The 22,032-nt window shown below is 28.9% G+C and carries 17 protein-coding genes; 7 read left to right on the top strand and 10 right to left on the bottom strand.

Annotated elements, in window-relative coordinates:
- Positions 1–11 precede the first annotated feature (11 nt).
- The 9 genes from hypF to L8W57_RS03520 all read right to left on the bottom strand — a co-directional run bounded on the left by hypF (position 12) and on the right by L8W57_RS03520 (position 10,846).
- A complete protein-coding gene (gene hypF / locus L8W57_RS03560; RefSeq protein WP_263662011.1) occupies positions 12–2,210 on the bottom strand; it encodes a carbamoyltransferase HypF in 2,199 nt (732 codons plus the stop codon).
- Positions 2,191–3,705, bottom strand: coding sequence for a hypothetical protein (locus L8W57_RS03555; RefSeq protein ID WP_263662010.1), 1,515 nt, complete (start codon positions 3,703–3,705; stop codon positions 2,191–2,193). The genes hypF and L8W57_RS03555 overlap by 20 nt, the downstream gene beginning before the upstream one ends.
- A 64-nt stretch (positions 3,706–3,769) precedes the next feature.
- On the bottom strand, positions 3,770–4,435 hold the full coding sequence (locus L8W57_RS03550; protein ID WP_263662009.1) for a M48 family metallopeptidase: 666 nt from the start codon (positions 4,433–4,435) through the stop codon (positions 3,770–3,772).
- On the bottom strand, positions 4,411–5,727 hold the full coding sequence (locus L8W57_RS03545) for an MATE family efflux transporter (protein WP_133318869.1): 1,317 nt from the start codon (positions 5,725–5,727) through the stop codon (positions 4,411–4,413). Before L8W57_RS03545 ends, L8W57_RS03550 begins: the two co-directional genes overlap by 25 nt.
- 84 nt (positions 5,728–5,811) lie before the next feature.
- Positions 5,812–7,050 carry a DUF2920 family protein gene (locus tag L8W57_RS03540; protein ID WP_133318868.1) on the bottom strand — a complete coding sequence of 413 codons (1,239 nt, stop codon included), beginning with the start codon at positions 7,048–7,050 and terminating at the stop codon, positions 5,812–5,814.
- 59 nt (positions 7,051–7,109) lie between these two features.
- Positions 7,110–7,850: a phosphate ABC transporter ATP-binding protein PstB gene (gene pstB / locus L8W57_RS03535; RefSeq protein ID WP_133318867.1), complete on the bottom strand. Its 741-nt coding sequence runs from the start codon at positions 7,848–7,850 to the stop codon at positions 7,110–7,112.
- Positions 7,847–8,935: a phosphate ABC transporter permease PstA gene (pstA, locus tag L8W57_RS03530; protein WP_133318866.1), complete on the bottom strand. Its 1,089-nt coding sequence runs from the start codon at positions 8,933–8,935 to the stop codon at positions 7,847–7,849. The genes pstB and pstA overlap by 4 nt, the downstream gene beginning before the upstream one ends.
- Positions 8,932–9,846 carry a phosphate ABC transporter permease subunit PstC gene (gene pstC / locus L8W57_RS03525; RefSeq protein WP_047208303.1) on the bottom strand — a complete coding sequence of 305 codons (915 nt, stop codon included), beginning with the start codon at positions 9,844–9,846 and terminating at the stop codon, positions 8,932–8,934. The genes pstA and pstC overlap by 4 nt, the downstream gene beginning before the upstream one ends.
- A 16-nt stretch (positions 9,847–9,862) precedes the next feature.
- Positions 9,863–10,846: a substrate-binding domain-containing protein gene (locus tag L8W57_RS03520; protein ID WP_133318865.1), complete on the bottom strand. Its 984-nt coding sequence runs from the start codon at positions 10,844–10,846 to the stop codon at positions 9,863–9,865.
- Between the two features lie 86 nt (positions 10,847–10,932).
- Here L8W57_RS03520 and L8W57_RS03515 point away from each other — a divergent pair, with 86 nt between their 5' ends.
- Positions 10,933–11,592, top strand: coding sequence for a response regulator transcription factor (locus L8W57_RS03515; RefSeq protein WP_043019788.1), 660 nt, complete (start codon positions 10,933–10,935; stop codon positions 11,590–11,592).
- 128 nt (positions 11,593–11,720) lie between these two features.
- Positions 11,721–12,875 (top strand): sensor histidine kinase, encoded by a 1,155-nt coding sequence (locus tag L8W57_RS03510; protein ID WP_263662008.1) that lies wholly within the window; start codon positions 11,721–11,723, stop codon positions 12,873–12,875.
- On the opposite strand, the gene L8W57_RS03505 is transcribed toward L8W57_RS03510, so the two are convergent.
- Entirely contained in the window at positions 12,876–15,317 is a 2,442-nt protein-coding gene (locus L8W57_RS03505; RefSeq protein ID WP_263662007.1) for a hypothetical protein, read from the bottom strand. It abuts the gene before it with no gap.
- 130 nt (positions 15,318–15,447) lie between these two features.
- Between L8W57_RS03505 and L8W57_RS03500 the strand changes: the two genes are divergently transcribed.
- From L8W57_RS03500 to L8W57_RS03480, 5 genes are all read left to right on the top strand, one after another.
- On the top strand, positions 15,448–16,473 hold the full coding sequence (locus tag L8W57_RS03500; RefSeq protein WP_263662006.1) for an SIR2 family protein: 1,026 nt from the start codon (positions 15,448–15,450) through the stop codon (positions 16,471–16,473).
- Positions 16,474–16,540: 67 nt separating this feature from the next.
- On the top strand, positions 16,541–17,035 hold the full coding sequence (ftnA, locus tag L8W57_RS03495) for a non-heme ferritin (RefSeq protein WP_220566403.1): 495 nt from the start codon (positions 16,541–16,543) through the stop codon (positions 17,033–17,035).
- Between the two features lie 105 nt (positions 17,036–17,140).
- Complete coding sequence (locus L8W57_RS03490) at positions 17,141–17,776, top strand: helix-turn-helix transcriptional regulator (protein ID WP_039668429.1); 636 nt, start codon at positions 17,141–17,143, stop codon at positions 17,774–17,776.
- 182 nt (positions 17,777–17,958) lie between these two features.
- Positions 17,959–19,896, top strand: coding sequence for a multiheme c-type cytochrome (locus L8W57_RS03485; protein WP_133318862.1), 1,938 nt, complete (start codon positions 17,959–17,961; stop codon positions 19,894–19,896).
- A gap of 95 nt (positions 19,897–19,991) precedes the next feature.
- Positions 19,992–22,010, top strand: a complete 2,019-nt coding sequence (locus L8W57_RS03480) for a rhodanese-like domain-containing protein (RefSeq protein ID WP_133318976.1) — start codon at positions 19,992–19,994, stop codon at positions 22,008–22,010.
- Positions 22,011–22,032 lie beyond the last annotated feature (22 nt).

Here is a 22,032-nt window from a genome sequence, read left to right as displayed (position 1 = left end):
TATGAGTTTTATTAAGTTTTTAAAGATAAATAATGTACAAGTTGCCCAAGTGCGATAGAACTATCATTGCAAGGAAATTGTAAAGAAGTTTTATAAGCAAAATTTTTTCGAACTAAAATTTCAAGTAAGGTTTTGTTTTGAAATACTCCGCCACATAAAAGCACTTCTTCTTTAAAATCTTTTGAATATTCTATAATTAAATTTGCAATGCCATTAAGCAAACCTGTGCTAATTTTAACTTTATCTTTATCTTCTAAAGCTTGCAAAAAAGCATTTTTAAAGCAAATTTCTTTTTCTTTGATGTCAAATTTGTAACTATAATCAAGATTTTTATCATAATATTTTTCCATCAAAAGCCCAATTTGTGCTTCATAATCAAGCTTTTGTATATCAAAAGCAAAAGCGCCAAAAGCATCAATAATCCTACCAAGAGAACTCGTATATAAAGAGCTTTGAGTGTGAATTTTTTTAAGATTATTTAATTTTACTTGAGAAAATTTAGCTAAAAACTCGCTAGCTTTGCTTTCTAAATTAAAATCAAAAATTAAAGCTAAAGCTAAATTTGCGATATTTTTAATATCTGCATTAATTAGTTTGAAATTTTTAAAATGATTTAGCCTTTCATAGCTTTTTAAATTCGCTCTAAAAATCTCTCCACCCCAAATTTTTCCATCATCTCCATAACCTGTTCCATCAAAAACAAAGGCTAAAACATCATTTTTGTAAATTTTGTGTTCAAATAAACAAGCACACAAATGTGCATAGTGATGTTGCACGCGAAAATTTTTATAATCTTTAAATTCTTTTACATAGTTAAATTGTGGGTGCTTATCGCTTAAAATCTGATCAAAATTTAGTTTATAAGAGTTTTGAAAGAAAGTTAAAATTTTAAAAAATCTCTCTTGTATGTCTAAACTTTTCATATCGCCTATATAAGGAGAAATGAAAATTTGATTTTTAAAAAAACAAGCAAATTCGTTTTTTAACTCACTTCCTAGAGCTAGAATATTTTCTTTTGTATTAAAAATACTTGCTGTATTGATATAAAGTGGGTTAAGGCCTCTTGAAGTCCTTAAAAACATAGTTTTTTCGCTAATAACTTGAGCAATGCTATCATCGCTTGAGTTGTGTATTACTCTATCATAATCAAGATAAAAATCAAACACATCACTAAGTTGCTCTAAAAGTTTTGTTTCTTCATAAATAATGCTTTGTGAACTTAAATTAGCACTTGTTGCAATGATAGGTTTTTTAAAATGTTCAAAAAGCATTAAATGCATTCCCATATAAGCTAACATAATACCTATTTTATTGGTATCTGGTGCTAAGCTTTTATGGATATTTTTGCTATTTAAAATAACTATGGGTTTTAAATTTGAAGTTAAAAGTTTTGCTTCAGCTTCATTAATAAAAGCTAATTCTTGAGCCATTTTAAGATCTTTTACCATGATAGCAAAAGGCTTTTTAGGGCGATTTTTGCGTATTCTAAGTTCATTTATAGCATTTTTATTTGTGCTATCACAAATTAAATGAAACCCACCCATACCTTTAAAAGCTATGATTTTACCTTCTTCTAAAAGCTTTGCAAGCAAGATAAAAGCTTTTTCATCTTTGGCTAAAATATTTTGATTTTTATCTTTTAAAAAAATAATAATTTTACATTTTGGGCATGAGAGTGGTTGGGCATGAAAACGACGATTAGTAGGATCTTCATACTCGCTTTGACAAAAAGAACACATTTTAAACTCATCCATAGTCGTATTAACTCTATCATATGGGAGTTTTTTTATAATAGAAAATCTTGGTCCACAATTTGTACAAGTGATGAATGGATATTTAAATCGCGGATTTTTCTCATCGTAAAATTCATTATAGCAATCCTCACAAAGAGCAAAATCACTTAAAATCGGGCTAAATTTTTCACTATCTTGTGAAGTACTTATGATAAATTCATTATAAGTTTTTTGAAGTTTTTTATAAGAAAAGCTAAAATCATCTATCCTAGCTAAAGGTGGTAAATTAGCAAAAAGTTTTTCTTTAAAAATTTTTAAATCATCATTGCCACACTCAAGGATTATAACAACACCTAAGCTATTATTATAAACTTCACCTTTTAAATTAAGCTCTTTAGCTATGTTAAAAACAAAAGGACGAAAGCCAACGCCTTGTACTAGCCCTTTAATATGAATTTCATATCCAAAGTGGGACATCACTTAACTTAAAAAATGGTATGTGTTTAAATACATTTTTGCTAAGGCTTTTATGCTCAAACAAGCTCCCACTAAGCACGGCACAATCAACTTGTTCTTTAGCCTTTAAATCATCAAATAAATCTCTTAAAAAATACGCCAAACTCTCAACAACGCCTAAGGCTATGATTTGATTTTCTACTCCAGCAAGCTTAAAACTCATCACGCTTCTTAGTGTTTTAGTGTAATCAAATTCTTTTTGCTCATTAAGCTTAAAATCTATTCTAACACCTTTTGCCATTTTACTCTCATCTGCTAAGGCCAAAAGTGCTAATGCTGCTTTTTTCTCGTCTTCATCAAGCTCTAAAATCATCCCTACCATGCCAAAAAGATTAAAAAAATTATTAGCCATATTTAGTTCTTTTCGCACAAGAATAAATTCTTTTTCATAATTAGCTAGTAATCTCTTAGCAACATCATCTTGACTTATAGTTTCATAAAACTCATCAAAGCTTTTTGGTAAGCAAAGTTTTAAAAGATTTAGCTCTTTATCAAGTAAGATAATATCATCATTTCTTTTGCTAAGTTCTAAAAGCAAAGGCTTTTTGTCTTTAAAATCAGACAATATACAAGAAATTCTTGCGAAATTTTTATCCTCTTTTTGAAAAATCAAATTTTTAAACTCGGGTAAAATATAATCATAACCCCTACAAACTACTAGTTCATTTTCGATTAAAGCTACTTCAAAATCATCTTCAAAATGTTCTAGCTTTTTAAAATTTAAAAACTTAATTCCTTCTTTTTCAAGTTCAAAACATAAAGCAAACAAGAAAAGATTATCATATATTTTTATTTTAAAATATTCATGATTTAATTGATGATTTTGTCTAAAAATAGCATTAAATTTAAGCTTCATTAGAGGCTTTTCAACCCCTGCTAAGATTTTAAATTGCTCGTTATTGCAAGAAAAAAATGCATTGATATGTTTTGGGTCACAAGGTATTAAAAAATCATCCAATGCTTCATTAAAAATTTCAAAAGCATATATTCCTTTTGGACTTTTAAAATGCATTTTTTCTTTGTTTTTTAATTTTTCCAAGGCTTTTTTTAAATTATCGTAGAAATTTTCTTTAGTGATTTTTATAAATTCTTCTTCTATTTTAAATTCTTCTTCTACAAAAATACCCCATTCATTTTCTAAAAGCTCGCCATTAGTATAAGCATTTGCATTAAGTCTTGTTAAAAAACTTCTTTGAGTAAAAGCTTTTTCTTTTTTTATAGGTGTAAAATCTTCTTCTATAACTTTTAAGTCAAATTTGTTTAAAAAAACACTATGGCTGATATTTTCTAAATTAGAACAAAAGGCTTGAATTTCATCTTTTTCGCCTTTAATCTTAATGATGATTTTTTCATCTTTTTGCTCATAATCATACACATAATCTTTAGCATAATAAGCTAACAAATACTCAAAAATATCATTTTTAGATTTATAATCAAAAGTAATTTCTAAAAGCAAGTTTAAAACCTTAAAATTAAATTTTTAAAAATATAAATATAACAATTTTAATTCTAAGGAAAGCTTAAAAAATAAGACTTTTTAGAAAAACTTCTCTTGCTTTATAATCAGGCATAAATTTATATAAAAAATCATAAAATTCTTTTTGATGATGTGGGTAGATTAAATGTGTAAGTTCATGCAAAATCACATATTCTATAGCTTTTATAGGTTTTTGCATAAGTTTTAAATTTAAGTTTATGTATGCTTTTTGATGATTACAAGAACCCCATCTTGAAATCATTTCCTTGATGCAAATTCTTTGCACCTTTCTTTCAAAAGCAAATTCCCATTTTTTTATAAAATACTCAAAAATCACTCTAGCACTACGCCTCAAGAAAAGATCTAAGGACTTTTGATTTTTTGCAAAAATTTTATCTTTTTTTATAAGAACTTTTTTATGATTTTCGTTAAAAACTAGCTTGTATTTTTTACCTAAAAAATACAATTCATCACTTGCTAAAACTACTCTTTTTAAAGAAAGTTCTTTTTCTTTGGCTCTAATCCAACTTTCATTTTTTTCTAAAAATCTTAAAACATCTCTTTGCTCATAATATAGCGGTATGCTAAGTTTGAAATTTAAATCCCTGTCTATCCTAAGTCTTAGATATTTAAGTTTTTTCTTTTCAAAAGCAAAACGAAATTCTTTAAATTCTAAAATTCCTTTTATACTAGTGCTTTGCCTTGCCATTTTTTACTTTTCCATCTATATGAATTTACTATACCGCGTAAAAACTCATCTGCACAAAAACCTATCCAAACTCCCAAAATTCCAAGTCCAGCATAAAAACAAAGCACATAACCAACCGGTAAAGAAACCCCAAGCATAAACACCACTCCACTTAAAAATGGAAATCTCGCATCACCACTTGCTCTTAGCGAATTCACCATGACTATATTAAAAGTTCTTGAGATTTCTAAGAAAATTGAAAGAGTAAAAAGTGGTATCATAAGCTCTTTTAAACTTTCTTCAAGCTTTACCACACCCATAGTAAAATCTTGCAAAACATAATTAAGCAAAGCTACAAAAGCACTTGCTACCACGCTAAAATATAAAGCTATCCAAGTATGCTTATAGGCTACATTTAAGTATTTTGCGCCGACTAATTTACCTATGATAATTTCATTTGCCACGCTTATAGCTTGCCCTACTAGCATGATAAGTAAAGAAATTTGAAAATAAATCGTTTGAACGCTTAAATTTTCTTTACCCAAGCTTGCTACAAAAGCAAAAGCTATGGTGTATTGTATAAACCATATCAAATGCTCTCCTGCTGCAAAACCACCAATGTTAAAAATCTTTTTAAGTACCACTTTTTCAAGACTTATCATCTCTTTAATTTTAAGATGAATTTTGAGTTTAAAACTAAGTATTGCTACAAGCATACCAAAGGCGACCAAACGCCCAAGTATATTACTAAGCCCTACTCCAAAAAGCTCTAGTTTGGTAAAATGTAATACATAAAAATTTCCTATAAATATCACAACATTCATCAATAAGGTAGTAAACATAACCCAATAAGCCATATTATACACCCTAATAATAGCAGCTAAAACTATACCCATAGCGTCAAAAAACAAACAAATTCCAAGCATGTGCAAGTAAATTTCACTATTCTTTAAAAGCTCATTTGGAATTTGTAAAAGATAAAGCAAAAACTCTCCATGCCATAAAATCAAACTTCCGCACACAAAACCAAGCAAAGCATTTAAAAATAAACTTTGATGAATTGCCTTTCTTGCTAGAGTGTAATCTTTAGCTCCTAAAGCTTGAGCGATCACTACACTACAACCCACACTTAAAAAACTAAAAATAATGATAAATAAATCTGCTACTTGATTACCCGCACCCATGGCTCCAACTAAAAAGTTAGAATACTGCGAAACCATCACGGTGTTGATAATCAAAGAAAAATATCTTAAAAACATTTCAAGCAATATAGGCATACTAAGATGTTTGAGTGAAAGTTGTTTGCTTGCCATAAATACTCTTTTTGATAATAATCTTTTGAAAGTAAAAAGTAATTTTACTTAAAAATTACTTTTTATAAAATAAATAATGTCAATTTAATTTGATATACTTAAAACAATTTGATCATTTTCCTCTTTAAAAGTATATATTAAATCATCACACTTATATGAGATTTCTTTTTTACAAGTTTTATCTTTTAAAGGTTCTTGCAGAATTTGTGGTAAGTGTTTATTTATTAAAGTTTTAATAGACATCCCCATCCCATGATCTAAATTTTTTATCAATTTTCCATCCACTTGATTTTCATCATCTATAACATATGAGCTATATTTAAAATCAAGGCTATCCAAAATACAAAATAATTCTTTTTTATCTTCATAAGGAGCTATAGCTGTATCAAATTTTGAATGATAGAAAATATATGCCGGTTTAGGATAGGAACTTTGCAATATTAAGTGTTTTTGGTTTAGTATATCTCTAATTAATCTTCTTCCAAGTGAAAAATAATACGGCGATTGCTTGTTTATAGTCCAAAAAGTTTTATCGTAACAACATAGTCTTATATTATTAAAAAAATGGAAAGTACCAAAACACATATGCTCACTATAATCAATTTCTTTCCCAAAACCTATCAATCTCCAACATGTTTTTGCATAAGATGAATTATCTATAACTGCATCGATAATCCAAGGAGAAATTTTTGCACATAAATTTGCTAAATATCCACCATGAGATGATCCTATTAAAATATGCTTTATACCCCCCCCCATAACTTTAAAAGGAGGATTTTTTCTAATATATAAAAGAGCATTTAGTATATCTGTTGCTTGCATAATACCAAAATTTTGATATTCGTTTTTAGTTGGTTGCAAACTGACACTCAAATCAAGATAATAGTTTTTATCCAACTGCCAATTATTCTTCATTTTTTGGATTTGCTTGTTGACATAATCCATAGCAGGGTAAAATTCATCAAAATTGTTTAATTTTTGTATGTCATAAGGAATGTTTATATTAAGTGCATTTATACTTGTATTAAAAATAAATTTATCAATATTATCAAGAAAAAATTTTGCTCCTGTTTGAGGACGATTGCCTATACAGTGATAATTTACAGCTAAAACAGCAATATTGTATTCCCGTGCCCCATAGTTAGCTAATTTTGTTTTGTAAATTTCATTTGAATCACCACCTAATCCAGGTATAATACAGACGATAGCTTCAATTTCTTTTTCATCATCATATGTAAGTTTAAACTCCAACTTACTTTCTCTTTTTATATTTAATTCTACATCATCACAAGAGTCTATGAAATAGGTTTGATTTATGAGCATGCTAAGCCTTTTAGAAATTTTGATTAATTATATCATCAAAATTTCTAAATAAATAAAAATTATCCAAAAGCTCCATTTAAGTATGCTTTTGTTTTTTCTTGTTTTGGATTTTCAAAAAATTCTTTACTTTCACCAAATTCTACAAGTTCACCTAGATGAAAAAATGCAGTATAATCAGCCACGCGCTTACCTTGTTGCATGTTATGCGTTACCATGATCATAGAAAGATTATGACTTAATTCTTTAATAAGCTCTTCTATAACGCTTGAAGATATAGGATCAAGTGCAGAAGTTGGTTCATCTAAAAGTAATAATTTTGGCTTTATGGCCAAAGCTCTTGCAATACAAAGGCGTTGTTGCTGACCACCTGAAAGTGCTAGAGCATTTTGTTTTAGTTTATCCTTTACCTCCTCAAAAAGCCCTACTTTTTTAAGACAATCTTCCACCAAAGCATCTTCTTCATCTTTGTTTTTGATCATCCCATGGAGTTTTGGAGCATAAGAAATATTATCATAAATGCTTTTTACAAAAACATTAGGTTGTTGAAATACCATTCCAACTTTTTTTCTAAGCACGACTAAATCTTGATTTTTAACATCTTTTCCATCAATCTCAACAAGACCATCGATTTTTGCTATTTTGTCATTCATCCTATTAAAACAACGCAAAAATGTGGATTTTCCACAGCCTGAAGCACCTATTAAAGCTGTGATTTTATTTTTTTGAATTTCCATATTAATATCAAATAAAGCTTGTTTTTTACCATAAAATAAATTTAGATTTGTTGTTTTTGCTATCATTTTAATTTTCCTTGAAAATATCTTCTTAAAAGTATTGCTGCTAAATTTAAAATCACCAAAAGAGATAAAAGCACTATAATCCCTGCTGCTGTTCTTTCTAAAAATGCACGCTCTGGCATAGCTGACCATGAAAAAATTTGAGCAGGTAAAACACTTGTTGGCGCAAAAACACTATTTGCCACATCAGGTATAAAAGCTATCATACCTATAATCATCAAAGGTGCGGTTTCACCAATAGCTTGAGCTAAAGTTAAAATAGAACCTGTTAAAATCATAGGCATTGCCAAAGGTAGCATAATGCCTTTTATCATTTGAATTTTAGTCATGCCTAAAGCATATGCTGCATTTTTCATATTAATATCCACACTTTTTAAGGCAGCTTTAGTTGAAACAATAATAATAGGTAAGCTCATAATAGCCAAAGTTAATCCTCCAACTAAAGCACTAGAACGAGGCATCCCAAAAAGATTAATAAACACCCCAAGTCCTAAAAGTCCAAATAAAATACTAGGAATACTTGCAAGGTTATTAATACACACTTCTATAAAATGCGTAAATACATTTTGCGGAGCAAATTCTTCTAAATAAATAGCTGCCCCAACTCCTATTGGGATACTTACAACCATACATACTATCATCACAAGTAAAGTTCCAACCACAGAAGCAAAGATTCCTGAATTTTCAGGTGATTTAGAATCTCCATTAAGGAAAAAATTTGTGTTAAAACTTAGTTTGATTTCTTGCTTTTGAACTAATTCATCAACTAAAGTTTTTTGTTCATCGCTTAGTTTATTGTAGTTTTTTTTCATATATTGATCAACTTCAGAATTTGCTAAAAGCCAAGATTTTTCTTTGATTTGACCTGTTCTTATTTTCCTTTGTTCAGCACGCGATAAAAGCTCATATGAAGGGCTATTTCTATCAGCCTGGGCATAAATGTAAGTTTGCTTAAAAGCTCCTATCCCAAGATACCCTACGCTTGATAAAAAAATACAAAGAAAAATAAGGTTTATATAAAGCCCCATTTTACAGAATCTTTTGAAATTTTTTGAAGCTTTTTTTCTTTGTTTAAAAAGTTTTTTCATAAATTTTTCCTTTTATGGAAGCGATTTATCAAATAAACGCTAAAAATATTAATGATTAATGTAATAATAAAAAGCACAAGCCCTAAAGAAAATGCACTTAAAGCTAAAGAACTATCAAAAGCTTGATCGCCACTTAATGCTTCTACTATTTTTACAGTCACTGTTGTCATATCTTCTAAAAAATTCATTGTTAAATTTGGACGCAATGAAGCAGCCATAACAACAATCATTGTTTCACCTAAAGCTCTTGAAAGTCCTAAAAGACAAGCTGCAACTATACCTGGCATTGCTTCTGGTAAAATTACTGCAAAAACGACTTCTTTTTTAGTCATACCTAAAGCATAAGCTCCGTTTATCCTTTTTAAACTTACAGCTTCAATACAATCTTGTGAGAGTGAAGCCACTATAGGAACTATCATAATACCCATGATAAAACCTGCACCTAGGGCACTTTGAAAACTAGCTTCTATACCAAAAAGAGAAAAAAACCACACTATAAAAGGAGCTACAACTATGGCTGCGAAAAATCCAAAAACTACAGTAGGAATTCCTGCTATGATTTCTAAAATAGGTTTTAAATAGTTTTTAGATTTTTTACCTGCAAATACTCCAAGATAAATAGCACACATTACACCTAAAGGTAAGGCTGTTAGCATTGCTATTAATGAAATATAAAAAGTTCCCCAAAATAAACTCAAGGCACCAAAAACCCCATGCTTGCTACTTCCATCAGCACCTACAAATGCAGCATCTGCTGCCCACTGACTTGAGAATAAAAAAGTAAATACGCTTTCTTTTTGAAAAAATTTTAATGCCTCTATTAAAATAGTTAGCATAATAGCAAAGCTTACTACTACGCTAACAAAAGCACAAAGAAAAAGCGTTAATTTTATTATTTTTTCTTTTATCAATTTTTCATCCTAAAAATTAAAAAACTTTCCCTGCTTTAACAAGCTCATCAGTTAATAAACCTTTTTCTTCTATATGTTTTTGGGTTTGTTTTAATGTTTTTTCATCCAAAGGAACTAATCCTATTTTTTCTAATTCTGCTCCGCTTTTAGCTAAATCATCACTCATATAAATTTTTGCAAATTCAAATACTTCTGGATTTTTCTTAGCATTTATATATATAAACAAAGAACGAGCTAGTTTATATTTTCCTTCAGATATATTTTTCTCATCAGCTTTTACACCATCAATATCAACTGCATTAATCTTATCATCATTGCTAGCTAAAAATCCGTATCCAAAAAGCCCAAAAGCTTCTTTATCAACAGAAAGTTTTGAAACAATTAAATTATCGTTTTCTCCGCTTGGTATAAATGCTCCATCTTGGCGTATAGTTTTATATGCACCTTTATATTCAGGAATTTTTTTAGAAATATCTACCATTACAAGCTCTTCTATACTATCTCTTGTTCCTGAACTTGATGGAGGACCATAGATTGTAATTTTTCTATTTGGTAGATTTTTATTGATTTGTTGCCAATTTGTATAAGGATTTGGGACTAATTTTCCATCTTGTGGAATTTCTTTGGCCAAAGCTAAAAATAACTCATGTAAGCTTATATTTAATGGAGCATTGATTTTATTTTGAGCTAAAACTATGCCATCATAACCTATCATAATCCCGACTATATCACTCACACCTGATTTTTTACAAGTTTCAAATTCACTTGGCTTGATTGCTCTTGAAGCATTAGAAATATCAGTAATTCCCTCGCAAAACACTTTAAAACCACCGCCTGTGCCAAGACTTTCAACTATAGGTGTTTTTGTATTTTTTATAGAAGCATACTCTTCAGCAACAAAAGAAGTAAAAGGATAGACAGTAGATGAACCTGCTATTTTTAATTCTGCTGCGTTTAAACTAACAAAGGTAGCCACACTTAAAGCCAAAAGTTTTTTCATTTTTTCTCCTTGTTTTAAAAAAGTAATGAAAATTTAAAAAAACTTGGAAACATTTTGGATACATGTATTTTTTGATATAATTTTATATGCTAAATGTTATTTTGATAGAAGATGATAAAGATTTAAATGAGTTAATTAGTTTAAGACTTAGTCAAGAAAATATAAAAATTTATAATTATTTTGATTTTTTTGACTTAGAAACCTTTCTAGATACAAATGAAATAGACTTAATCATCATGGATAGAAATTTACCAAGTGGCGATAGTGTAGAGATGATAAAACAATTAAGAAAAAAAGGTTATATGGAGCCTGTGATTTTTCTTAGTGCAAAGACTTTACAAAAAGATATTTTAGAAGGTTTTGAGCAAGGCTGCGATGATTATATATGCAAACCTTTTGATTTTAATGAGCTTTTATTTAGAATCAAAGCCGTAACTAAAAGAAATAAAACTCCAAAAGAACAAATTTCTTATCAAGATTTTACTTTATATATAGAAGAGAGAAAATTAATTTATCAAACAAATACATTTGAAAATTTATCAACCCTAGATGTAGAATTACTCAAGTGTTTTTTTAATCACAAAAATCAACTTCTAAGCCGTCAATTTTTAAGTGAGCAAGTATGGAAAAATGACACAACAAGCGATAAGACAATCAATACGGCTATTTTAAGATTAAAACAAAAAATTCCACAAATTAAAGAAAATATCATTTCAGTGCGCTCGGTGGGTTATAAATTGTGTTAAAAATCAGAAATTTTTTTGCTTTATTTTTTATATGTTTTTGTATATTTTTTATAGGATTGTTTTATTTTGTTAATGAGCAATATATAAACAACACTATAAAAAGCACTTATGAGCAAAAATTAAAAACCTTGAATGATACATTAAAATTTAGCATTATAAAAACACTCAATACAAACAACATTCAAGAATTTTCTCAACAAACAAGAGCAGATTTTATCATCAAAAAAGATGGAAAAACCATCTCATCTTTAGATGATTTTGATTTTTTTAAAAATCAATTTAACGCAGATTTTACACATGAATTTTTTAATAATAAAGAAATTTATTATAAAGCTTATCAATATGAAGGATATAAATACATCATCATTGTTTATCCAAAAATAAACGCAAAAATACAAGATTTTTGGATAAAAAATATTTTGATTTTTTTGCTTTTTTTAGCAGTATTAACTGCAATATATATTTTTATATTTAACTTTTTTAAAAAATACTTTCAAGAATTACTTTTGTTTATTAAAAATATAAAGAATCAATCAGAATTTCATTTTACAAAGAACTTTTTTTATGATTTAAATTCTTTAAATTTAAGATTATTAAAAATAAAAAAATTATTTTATGAGAAAGAATTACAAAATAAAAAACAAGCCAAAAAAATTAAAATGAAAAACACTCAACTTTCAAATTTAATCAGTGCTATTTCACATGAGTTAAAAAATCCTTTAAGTGTTATAAATTTAAGTTTGCAATCTTTAGAAAAAGAACATAATGATGAAACTATGAAAAAATTTATGCTTGAAAAAATTCACAAGCAAAGCATAAAAATCAACCAACTAACACACAAACTAAATTTTGTTTTTAATTTAAATATCACATCTTTAAATAAAGAAAATTTTGATTTATATGCTTTAAGTAAAAATATTGTTGAAAATTTTAATGAAAGCAGGATTAAAATTCAAGGAGAGCAAACTTTCATAAAAGCAGATTCTTTTCTCATTGAGCAAGTTATTATTAATCTCATTAGCAATGCACTAAAATATAGTCAAAAAGATATTTTTATTGAAGTTAAAAACCAAGAATTTACTATACAAGATCAAGGCATAGGCATAGAGGAAAAATACTTAAAATTAATCACAAAAAAATTTTATAAAATCAATACTAGCCAAAACAATTCTTTTGGACTAGGATTGTTTTTAGTTAAAAAAATACTCACTTTACACAAAAGTTCTTTAAAAATTCAATCTAGCCCACAAAAAGGTAGCATATTTTCTTTTAGTATTGGCTAATCACTCTCTCAAAAAGCCATATTCATAAATTTTTGGTTCGATTTTTTTAGCCAAAATATCTAAAGCTAAATTCAAATCACTAAGTAAAATTTTATAATGCTCATCTTTTGCCTTGCTAGGCATATTCATCTTGCCTTTTTCATCTCTACCTTGAAAAAATTCTTTTATATCATACAAAGAAGCATTTACCAAATACCCTGCCTTTTCTTTATGCGTGTGATAATACTTAAAAAGCTCTTTGCCTGCTTTTAAAAGCTCTTTTGCTTCATTAGAAAATTCCACCTTGTCTAATGTATCATCAAATAAAACATCTTCATTTTTTATCTTGCCATTTATAAATTTATACATAAAATCACTCTTAAATGCTTCTTGAATGATGCCTAATTCTTTCTCGCTAAAAGGTATGAAGTGATTTATACCTTCTTTTGCGCTTATACGATTTTGTCCATGAAAAAGCATAAAAGCAAGACAATTGTTTTTAAATTCATCATCATTTTTGTATAAATCATTTGGGGATAAAAACTGATCTCTATCATTTAGCCAAGTAGCTTTTATAGCATGACGCACTGAAAAATATAAGCCCGTATTGATAATATTTAATTGATTTATATTTTGAAAAATTCCATGTCTATTTGTTTTTTGATTTAGCAATGCTACTAAATTTTGTGTTTGAAAATCAGGTGCATCAGCCATTAATATCCCTATATTTTCAATTTTATCTTTTATATTAAATTTTCTAAGCCATTTGTTTATGCTTTCTTTTTTATCGTTATAAAAATTTTTCCTACCTAAAAAATTTCCATTTTCATTAAAAACATCAAGTCTTACCTTTTTAAGCTCATCTTTTTGGCTCATATCCCATATCAAAAATCCTATAGGAAAATTTCCTTTTACATTATCAAAAGTATAAGAAGGCGCTAGGAAGCCTTTCAAAAATTTAGCCTTAAAAGTTTCTCTAAATTTAGAAAAATTAGAACTATTTACATATTTAAGTTTAGAAAAAGTGGCTAGCACAGTTCCATCAATCTCACAATATATTCTTATATAAAATTGTGCAAAAAGTTCGTTTCTAGCACTGCTTAAAATATCTTTATATTTTTCATAAACATAATTATCAAGACTAACACCTTTTTTATGCTTTCCACTTCCTGACATAGTTGATGTGGCGCCTGCTTCTGCATAAGGCGGATTTATAAAGATGATGAGTTTTTTGCGTTTGTTTTCATCTTTTAAAATTTCTTGTAAATTTGAAGGTAGTTTTGATTTATAAATGACATTGCCTTTATCATCTACTTTATCAAAAAATTCATCATTTAAAAAGTCAAATTGAAAAACATGATTTTCAAATAAATTTGCACCATTTTTTATACGCTCATGTATCACATCAACATCTGCTTTATCTATGGTAGAGCAAAAAACATTTTTTGCATTTGTAAAATTTGCTAGCAAATTTCCTGTCCCACCAGCACAGTCCCATATATAGTATTTCTCTTCATAGTCTTTGCCTAAAGCCTTTGATAAATACTCACAAGCCTTATCCACCCAAATTCTTGGAGTAAAAAACGCTCCCTTTCTTTCTCTAATGTCTTGATCTACAAGCAAATCCCTACGCTCTATCATATAATCCCAAAATTCCTCCAAAGGCGGACGCTCATAAATAGCCCAAAAATCTTTATGTGCTTTTTGATTGTCTTTAAAGCCCGTTTTTTCCGTAGCGATAGAGCCTAGATCTGTCTTTTTGGCATTAAATTCATAATGATCTTTATTCAAGATAGCAAAAAGCTTTTCTACTATGGTTTGATTTTCATTTGAGAGTAAATCAGCTAGGTAAAAGTCCGCATCGATAATGCCGTTTTTCTTTGCTAAATCCCAATCTATACTTATGCTTTCTTTTACGCTTTTGCTCCATTTGTGATATATGCTTACAAAGTTGTTTTTGTTGATTTTAAATTTGCTTATGTTTTCGTTTGTTAAATTTTCTTTTATGAAATTTTTTAATTCCTCATCATTTTTTTCATAGTAAAAAATCAAAGCTTCGTTTAAAATTTCATCTAATTCTTTTAAAAGTTTTAAAAACTGCTCACTTGTGTGTTTGCTAGCTGCTACACCCCAAACCCTATCATTTTGATAAAAAATTTCTTGAATTTTATAATAAGGTAAAAATGCGATTTTTTCAGCATCAAATGCACCTATTAAAGCAGGTGTTTGCATGGTATGAAAACTTCCATTTTTTATAGTCATAATGAGTTGAACAAATGATTTTTTAATATCACTTATGCCTTGCTTAGCTTCAGCCCAAAATAAATTAATCTCGCCTAAGTCTTTGTGCTTTTGCGTGACAATAAAATCAATACTAGAACCAACTATAGAAAATTTTGAAAAATACGCTTCACGCACTTTGTTTTTTAAAATTTCTTCATTTAGCTTTAACCATTCTTGCATTTTTAACCTTTGATAATAAATAAACTTACAATTTTAAGCAAAAGAATATTATTTTTCAATTATTTTTTTATTATCATAGATTAAAATATCTTATTTTATAAATCATTAATATAAAATTTAAAGGTTTTTTATGCAAAACAAAAATGATGTTTTCTTTTTCGGCGCAGGTTTTTCAAAATCACTAAATAATTCTTATCCTACTCTTGCTGAATTATCAAAATATTTCATAGAGCAAGGACATATTTATAATAATGAGAAAATTTATCAAGAAAATATAGAGCAACTATTGACTTATCTTATAGCACCATTACCCTTTAAAACAAAGGAAGAAATTTTAAGAGATGAAGCTTCTTATCTTGAAAAGATAAATATAATTAATTCTTTTTTTATTAATTTACACAATGTTAAAAGTATAGATATAAATAATGAAGACATTAAAATATTATCAAAATTTATCAATCAAAATAAAAGTACCTGTATAACGCTAAATTATGATTTATTACTCGAACAAATATTATCTAAAAACACTCTTTATGAATGTTTTTATAAATTTCCAATTAATAGTTTATCATCAAGAGGAAGAGAACTCCATCATAGAGTATTTACTCCGTTAAAGGATGATCTGTTTAAACAACATACACCAGAAATTATAAAGTTACATGGTTCTATTAATTGGTATCACAATCGTTCTATTTCAAACAGTCAAATATATATTTATGATAATCAACATGCACCAGAATATTATTTAGATATGTTAAAAATAGATATGCATCCATTAATTATTCCACCTATACTTGATAAAACAAGCAACTATAACCATACAATTATGCAAGCTCTTTGGATGAAAGCATTTAATGCGATAATCAAAGCAAAGAATATTTATATTTATGGTTTTTCTTTTCCTTTAAGTGACTTGTCCATAGTTTATCTTTTTCAAAAAGCATTACAATTAAATAAAAATAATTACACAATATATGTAATAAATACAAATAGAAACTTAAGTAGTAAAAAGAAAAGATATATTGACATATTTGGAGAAAATAAATGTAATTTTGAATTTTGTTGTGAAAATAATTTTAAAAAATTTATGAAATATTTATCTTGTTATATAAAAGAAGATCCAGATGATGAGATAGAAAAATTATTAAAAAGTTAAAATTAAATGATATTTTAAACTTTAAAATATATCATTATAAAATCCATTATTAAAAAAAGGAGAGAAAATGCTTTCAAAAGAAGTAGTAGCTTTATTAAATGAGCAAATTAATAAAGAAATGTATGCAGCAAATTTGTATTTGAGTATGAGTTCATGGTGCTATGAGCATAGTTTTGATGGTGCAGGGGCGTTTTTGTTCGAGCATGCAAGAGAAGAAAGTGATCATGCTAGAAAACTCATCACTTATTTAAATGAAACTGATTCTAAAGTAGAATTAAAAGAAGTTAAAAAACCTGATAGTGATTTTAAATCATTACTTGATGTATTTGAAAAAACTTTTGAGCATGAGCAAAGTATCACTGCTTCTATTAATAATCTTGTAGATTTTATGCTTTCAAGTAAAGATTATTCTACATTTAATTTTCTACAATGGTATGTAAGCGAACAACACGAAGAGGAAGCGCTTTTTAGAGGTATAGTAGATAAAATCAAACTCATAAGCGATAATGGCAATGGCTTATATATGGTAGATCAATACATCAAAAGTCTGACTAATAAATAATTTTTAGCTTCCATAAATTTGGAAGCTAAATATCTTTTAATTTAAAAGAATTCTTGCAAAATAAAAGTAAATTTGCTAAAATACTTTTTATTTAAAAGGATTTTTATGCAAATGAATGAAATTACTGATAAGCTTAAATTTATACTCCAAAAAGAAGGCATAAAAAATGCCAAAGATTCTGATGTAGCCAAAATGCTAAATATCAATCCTGATACCTTTTATAGTATGAAATTTAGAAATTCCATACCTTATAAACAAATACTTCATTTTTTAAATGAAAGAAATATCAACATCAATGCATTTTTTTATGAAGATTCCCTTGAGAGCAATACTCCAACACTTGATCTAAACTATAATGTCTTAAAATATTATGATGTTAATGCTTCTATGGGAGGTGGAGCTTTAAATGATAATGTGAGTTTTTCAGAAGTGATTATAGATGAAAAACTAAGTGATTTTTTTGGCTCAAAAGATTGTGATATCATCCCTTGTATAGGCGATAGCATGGAGCCTGAAATCAAAGATGATTCTTTGTGTTTAGTAGATAAAAGTAAAAGCTTTAAAGAAGGTGGAGTTTTTGCAGTAAATACTAGAGATGGTTTATTTATCAAACAAATTTTTAAAAGCAATAAAGGCGGAGTTTATTTACACTCTTTTAACCTAAGTTATGCAGATGTTCATTATCAAAATGGAGACTTTTTAATTGTAGGTAAGGTAGTAGGGACTATTAGTAGAATTTAATATTTAGCAAATAACTTCTTTTTCTATATGATAATTTTTATTATTTAAATTAATAAAAAGTTAATAAATTATATTTTTAAGTTAATTTTTATTAAAAAATAGTCAAAATTATGTTTTAAAAGTTAATAGATAATAAATAAGAGTGTTTTTATCTTTTAACAAAACTACATGAAAGGGAAGTTATGAAACATAAACTAGCTAAAGTCGCCACTTATGCTTGTTTAGCATTGGGCATTAGTTTGACTACACAAGCTTTTGCTTCTTCAGAGCCTAGAACCCTTGATGGTTATGTGGCTCAAGAAGATGCATTTTTTGATTATCTTTATAAAAATCACCCTATTTTTAAATATGAAAAAGAAGGGCGTTTAGTGGGTAAATTTACCCATAGTGATAGAACTGAAAATTGGGTTGTAAATCAAAATGGAGCTAAATTTGCTGCCGAGCATGATTTAAAGCAAGCCTCTATTACCTATCGTTTGCCTTATGAATCTTTTTTGGATTTTCCAAACAAATTTGTGGGTCCAAAAAAATGTGGCGAATGCCATCCTGCTCAATATGCTTCTTGGGAGCGCTCTCGTCATGCAAAAACCGTGCGTTTTCCACATGAAATGGAAGAAGTTGGTGGAGCTGAAGGTTTGAAAAAACCTATGTATAATTCTCAAGCTACTATTTTACCCGATGGAATTTATCCAAATGATGTTTATGCTCTCATTGGAACACCAAGAACAAAATATGGTTTTATAGATAGATGGCTTGTGCGTGGAACTTACCATGTTGAAGATGGAAATTTGAGTGATTTAAGTGGTAAATTAACCGCTGGAGGCAATCAATTTTCAAGACTTTGGAGTGAGTTTTTAACCCCTGAAATGGCACAAAAAATAGCTGCATTTGCACCTGGTTTTCCTACTAAAATGGAAGATTTTGGAGGAAATGGCTCTCAAGTATGGGGAACAAACTCTTATGCTGCAACCTATAAAGAAAAAGCGGTTTTCCAACCTGCTACTGCGTATTGTGAAACCTGTCATACTTTTAAATTTGACTTTAAAAGCAAGGAAGAATTTTACAAAGCACTGGGTAATCCAAAAGAACTTCAAAAACATACCATCTCAAAAGGCATTACTTGCGAGGAATGCCATGGGGCTGGAGCACATCTTTATGGAGCAAGAGGTGCGGGCATGCCATCAAATTGTGAAAGATGTCATCAAAGATTTTCATATAATGAAACCGATGCTAAAATCAATCCTAGAAAACCTTTCAACGCATATTTTAAATCAAGTTGTCCTGCGTGTGGAACAGAAGGTGCTCAAATGTATTCTTCAGCACACTACGATAAGGGTATGAGATGTAATACTTGTCATGATCCGCATGAAGTAACTTTTAATGATTGGAAAAGCGGTTATACTAAAACAAAACTTAAAAAAACTTGCAAAGATTGTCATGAAACTCAAGCAAGCTTTTTCAAAAAAGGTGGAATTCACGCAAAAGATAACTGTACAGCTTGTCACATGCCAAATATGATGAGTTGCGAAAACTTTGGAGCGGTTCAAAACCCTGATAAAGGTGGATTTGATAATGTTAGAGCTTCACATATTTGGAATATCAAAGTAGATAAAACCGCAAAAACACTTAATCCACCAGAAGGTAAAGAAAGATCGCCTAAAGTTGGTGGTTGGACTATAGCTAGAGATGATGAAGGTAGATTTTTCCTTGATTTAATGTGGAGTTGTGGTAGAACTAGTTTTAGTGATATTAACCTAATGGGTCCTGGTGCAAGTGGTTGTCATAGTCCTGTACAATCAACCTTACCTGAAAAACTTCACTTTAGCAATCAAGAAATGATTTATGATAAAGTAATGCAGTGGCAAAACCCTGTTAAAGAAGGATATGAGAAAATTAGAAAAGGCATAGCAAATATTGATAAAACTTTTGCTGAAAAAAATAAACTTTCAATAGAGCAAAAATCAAAAGTATTAAGCCTAACTAATCAAGCTCAAGCCATAGCTGATAGACTAGAAAAAGATGGTTCTTGGGGTGTTCATGGACCTGCTTATTCTAAGAAAATCATAGAAGAAGCTTTAATTTATATCCAAGAAGCACAAAATATCCTAAATGGTAAATAAAAACAAAGGAAGAATGAAAAATTCTTCCTTAAAATAAGGAGCTAGTCTTGAAAAATTTAATTACTCGACTTTTTATTGTGCTTTTTACTCTTTTTATGCCATCAGGATTTATTTTTGCTGAAGCTAATGGAGAAATAGGCTCAATAGAAGGTGTAAAAAGCATTAGCTTAGCACAAGCTCAAGAAATGCTAGATCAAAACAATACTTATTTTTTTGATGTCAATTCAGAGCAAGATAGACAAGCTAATGGTTATATACCTAATTCCATATCAACCTATGTGGAAAATTGGCAAAATTTATTACCTAATAATAAAAATGCAAATTTAGTATTTTATGGTTTAAATCGTTTTAGATTTGAAGCTTCTCAAGCAGCTGCAGTTGCTATAGAACTTGGCTATAAGAACTCTGTTGTAATGCTTGATGGTATAGAATCATGGGTAACTTCAGGTAGAAAAGTTGAAAAAATAGACACAGTTAAATGGGAAAAAGCTAAAGAAATTATCGAATTTAAAGACACTATCCACTCAAGATTTAAATTTAGCAACACCCCATCTTGTCGTGATTGTCATGCTCAAAAAGGTAAAGGCATTAGAGCTGATATTGCAGCAAATAAAAACCTAATCAATCAAAAATGTGCAACTTGTCATGAAAAAGCAAGCAATGCTTTAGCAAAAAGCGCTCATGGGGTGCAAGAGTTCTTACCCGCTCAAGATATGCAAAAGAAAAAAGAAAAACCATCTTGTGCGACTTGTCACTCTATTCATATTACCCCAAAACATTCAGGAATTTATTCACAAAAACAATTAGTTGATCAAAAATGCACACAATGTCATAAACAAAAAAGTGCAACTTTTCATATGACTTTTCATGGTAAAGGTATGTTTTTAAGCACTCCAGGTGAAACTCCAAGTGTTGCTACTTGTTCTGATTGTCATGGAAAACATAATATTTTAAAATCAAGCGAAAGAAGCTCAACTCTCTCGCCAATTAACCGTGTTCAAACTTGTAAATCATGCCACCCAAATGCAAATGAAAATTTCGCAAATTGGATGGCACATGCTGATCACAGTGATGGCGAAAAATATCCTGGATTACATGGTGCTTATATATTCATGACTATTTTGGTCATTTCTGTATTTGTTTTCTTTGGAGCCCATACTATACTTTGGTGCTTGCGTTTAATTGCTATGCGTATAAAATATCCTAAAGAATGGAAAGAAGCAAGAAAAGCAGCACATGAAGATAAAGTAAGAGTAAGAAGATTTAGCACTTTCCATAGAATTCAGCATTTTTTTATGGCAGTTAGCTTTTTGGGTCTTGCATTCTCAGGCTTACCGCAAAAATTCTATGATTCAGCATGGGCTAAACCTATGATTGATTTAATGGGTGGAGATATCATTAACGCTGCAACCATACATCATATTTCAGCCATAGTAATGTTTGCAGTATTTTTCTCTCACATTGGAGAAATCATCATCGTAAATTGGAAACGCCGTGATGTAGCAAGGGATCCAATAACTGGCAAAATAAGCTTTATGAAAGTTTTAAAAGCTACTTTTGGACCTGATTCTTTAATGCCAAATTGGCAAGATTTTAAAGATATGAAAGATCATTTTAAATGGTTCTTTGGTTTTGGACCAAGACCGCAATTTGACCGCTGGACTTATTGGGAAAAATTTGACTATCTAGCAGTATTTTGGGGTATGTTTATCATTGGTATTTCAGGGCTTATTTTATGGTTTCCTGCTTTCTTTGGTAAATTTTTACCAGGTGAAGCAATCAACTTAGCAACCCTACTTCACTCTGATGAAGCTTTACTTGCTACAGGATTTATTTTTGCAATTCACTTCTTTAATACGCATTTTAGAGCAGATCGCTTCCCTATGGATATGGTGATTTTTTCAGGAAGTATTAGTGAAGAAGAGATTAAACAAGAAAGAAGCGTATGGTATAAACGCTTAAAAGAAAGTGGAAAATTAAGCACTTTATATGAAAATAAAAGTAACTTCAAAGCATATCAATGGCTAGCTAAACTTGCAGGATTTGCAATGCTAATCACTGGCTTAGTATTTTTATTTTTAATGCTTTATACTTTCTTTAACACTATCTTATAACCTTATTCGCTATAATAGCGAA

The organism is Campylobacter sp. IFREMER_LSEM_CL1890 (assembly GCF_025772045.1).
In the GTDB taxonomy this organism is placed as follows: Bacteria; Campylobacterota; Campylobacteria; order Campylobacterales; family Campylobacteraceae; genus Campylobacter_D; species Campylobacter_D lari_D.
The sequence above is the reverse complement of the archived record's forward strand: the minus strand, read 5'-3'. Positions and strand labels throughout refer to the sequence as shown.

What these genes read in the sequence shown, in the direction of transcription:
- L8W57_RS03480 (WP_133318976.1), top strand. Translation starts at nt 19,992, where the DNA reads ATGCCATCAGGATTTATTTTTGCTGAAGCTAATGGAGAAATAGGCTCA.
- pstB (WP_133318867.1), bottom strand. Translation starts at nt 7,850, where the DNA reads ATGATAGCAAAAACAACAAATCTAAATTTATTTTATGGTAAAAAACAA.
- L8W57_RS03550 (WP_263662009.1), bottom strand. Translation starts at nt 4,435, where the DNA reads ATGGCAAGGCAAAGCACTAGTATAAAAGGAATTTTAGAATTTAAAGAA.
- L8W57_RS03545 (WP_133318869.1), bottom strand. Translation starts at nt 5,727, where the DNA reads ATGGCAAGCAAACAACTTTCACTCAAACATCTTAGTATGCCTATATTG.
- L8W57_RS03500 (WP_263662006.1), top strand. Translation starts at nt 15,448, where the DNA reads ATGCAAAACAAAAATGATGTTTTCTTTTTCGGCGCAGGTTTTTCAAAA.
- hypF (WP_263662011.1), bottom strand. Translation starts at nt 2,210, where the DNA reads ATGTCCCACTTTGGATATGAAATTCATATTAAAGGGCTAGTACAAGGC.
- L8W57_RS03490 (WP_039668429.1), top strand. Translation starts at nt 17,141, where the DNA reads ATGCAAATGAATGAAATTACTGATAAGCTTAAATTTATACTCCAAAAA.
- L8W57_RS03515 (WP_043019788.1), top strand. Translation starts at nt 10,933, where the DNA reads ATGCTAAATGTTATTTTGATAGAAGATGATAAAGATTTAAATGAGTTA.
- ftnA (WP_220566403.1), top strand. Translation starts at nt 16,541, where the DNA reads ATGCTTTCAAAAGAAGTAGTAGCTTTATTAAATGAGCAAATTAATAAA.
- L8W57_RS03540 (WP_133318868.1), bottom strand. Translation starts at nt 7,050, where the DNA reads ATGCTCATAAATCAAACCTATTTCATAGACTCTTGTGATGATGTAGAA.
- L8W57_RS03485 (WP_133318862.1), top strand. Translation starts at nt 17,959, where the DNA reads ATGAAACATAAACTAGCTAAAGTCGCCACTTATGCTTGTTTAGCATTG.
- L8W57_RS03505 (WP_263662007.1), bottom strand. Translation starts at nt 15,317, where the DNA reads ATGCAAGAATGGTTAAAGCTAAATGAAGAAATTTTAAAAAACAAAGTG.
- pstA (WP_133318866.1), bottom strand. Translation starts at nt 8,935, where the DNA reads ATGAAAAAACTTTTTAAACAAAGAAAAAAAGCTTCAAAAAATTTCAAA.
- L8W57_RS03520 (WP_133318865.1), bottom strand. Translation starts at nt 10,846, where the DNA reads ATGAAAAAACTTTTGGCTTTAAGTGTGGCTACCTTTGTTAGTTTAAAC.